1 protein-coding gene and 1 pseudogene are annotated in these 1,987 nt (G+C 52.8%); both read right to left on the bottom strand.

Annotated elements, in window-relative coordinates; genetic code table 11:
• The coding region (locus tag ACIPHM_RS24555) for a hemagglutinin repeat-containing protein (RefSeq protein WP_400334297.1) at nucleotides 1–425 on the bottom strand (425 nt) is incomplete at its 3' end.
• A 614-nt stretch (nucleotides 426–1,039) separates the two neighbouring features.
• Nucleotides 1,040–1,987 (bottom strand): annotated as a pseudogene (locus ACIPHM_RS24560) (hypothetical protein); the annotation flags it as partial.

Genomic DNA, 1,987 nt, shown 5'->3' on the forward strand with positions numbered 1-1,987 from the left:
GATGCCGATACGCCCCAGCCACTCGTGCCGAACGACACGCCAAAGCTTCCGCCTTTCGACTCGTTGTCACTACACGTCGACTCCGTATCCTTGCTGCTGAGTACGTTGACCTGATTGTTCGCTTGCAGGAGAACGTCCTTAGTATCGATGTTCGAGCCGATGATGTTGACGTTGCCTTTCCCTGACGCCGTATCCCCGGTCGCTATGAACGCTGTGGTGCCTCCCGCCTTAACGTTGCTCGAGACGTTCTGCGTGCTATCGACGGATGACGTCGAGCGGCTGCTCGACGAAAAAAACTCAACTCGATTGTTGGCTTCCGGCGTTTTGCCCGCTTCGAGCGCGCTCAGTGCGCTCAGTGCGCTTTTAGCTTCACTGAACGCGCCAACCTCGCGGGCGGCAACTGCGTAACCTCGTAGTGCCGACACCTGACTCCAGTTGCGAAAGCTGTTTCTGAGTCGCCAACGATTTGTCGAGATTCAGACCATCGAAGGCATTCGTTGCACTGTTCGCCCCGGCGACACCATTTGTGGTATTCGTGCTCCAGCGAACAACCGTCTAGCAGCTACGTCCTGACCACTGCTACTTCAACTCAAGCGCGATCGTTGATATCGAGCACCATTTACATTTCACTCCGCCGCCGACTTAATTTGAATTGCAAGCTCATGACGAAATTCGTCAACTGCATTCGGGCACCCGTAAATTACCGTTCGAATTCGACCCAAAAACAACTCCAAACGCCCTTGCCCCCAAGGACCGTCAACGACTTTCATGTCTCGATATGAGTAGGTGGACGCGAGAATCAGGCTAGTAACTAGATAACGATCGTACAGACTGAGACGATAGACCCCTCCCCCGGCACGAATCCCTCGATTTCCATAAACGACTATAGCTCGCAGGCTACGTCTTGCTTGTCCTCCGCTCCTATCGACCCGCCGCTTGAGTCCTGGAACGACGACGAAAAGGACGAAAAAAAACAAGAAGAATGAGACAACCAAGATTCCGCCGCCGACTGAATCGATCTTCGCTACATACATGCGGCTTACCTCCCGTTCTGATATTGATATGTTGGATCTACAGTAACGTTGACGGGAGAAGAAACCCCCAATCCGATACCGAAACTTACTCCGTTAAAATACCTTCCTGGACTAATCCAAGATTTTTCTCCCCAGGCTACAGAATTACTCGGTGTAATCTGAATACCAAGGTATTTCCCGAATCCGACATTTACGACAGAAGGTCCGGAGTACTTCGAATCCCCAGAAATACCGATGTTTGCTCCAATGTCATATATTGTCCCGAGCGCAACATCCGGTTTGATCGACATCTCTCTATCGTTCACCGTATAGCTGAAATTCGGCCCAAGGCCAACCCCTGGCGTGATTGGTAGATGAAAGCCAGCCTGAAGACTGATAATAGGTCTGTTCCTCGGATCAGAGTTCAGAATTCCAGCAGAATTTTCCCCAGTGTTCCATCCAGTCCCGAACGGCCCGTTTCCCTGATTCTTCAGCAGGTCAGGCGACGGAAGCCCCATACTCTCAGACGACGGCACATTCCAGCTGTATGGCGAACTTCCGCCCCCCGTACTCGCCATGATCAAGTCGCGCAACGCATCGGGAGGTGGGGATAGCATCGCAGCATCCTGGACAAGATACTTGTTTCCGGACGTATCGACGAAAACATGCATGCCGGTACTATCGTAAATCTCCTTTGCCTTTGTGTCGGCATTGAGCGGCACTACCATTCCCGTCCACGCGGTCTCGCCATAGGTGCTGTTATTGGCCGAGCGCATAGCATTTTCAATTTGATCTATCGAGACCGGAGATCCATCTTGGTTGACGATGCCTCGTCGCCTTGCATCCTCCAAGACTTTCTTAGCGAGCGCCTTTTCATCCGGATGCAACTGCCGGTTAAACCGATCAACGTTGTACCCGGTAAGCGCTCCCGAGCTTCCGCCAACCGCCGCGCCTACCGCAGTACCGACGCCCGT

Source organism: Pandoraea sp. NPDC087047, assembly GCF_044745225.1.
Taxonomy (GTDB): domain Bacteria; phylum Pseudomonadota; class Gammaproteobacteria; order Burkholderiales; family Burkholderiaceae; genus Pandoraea.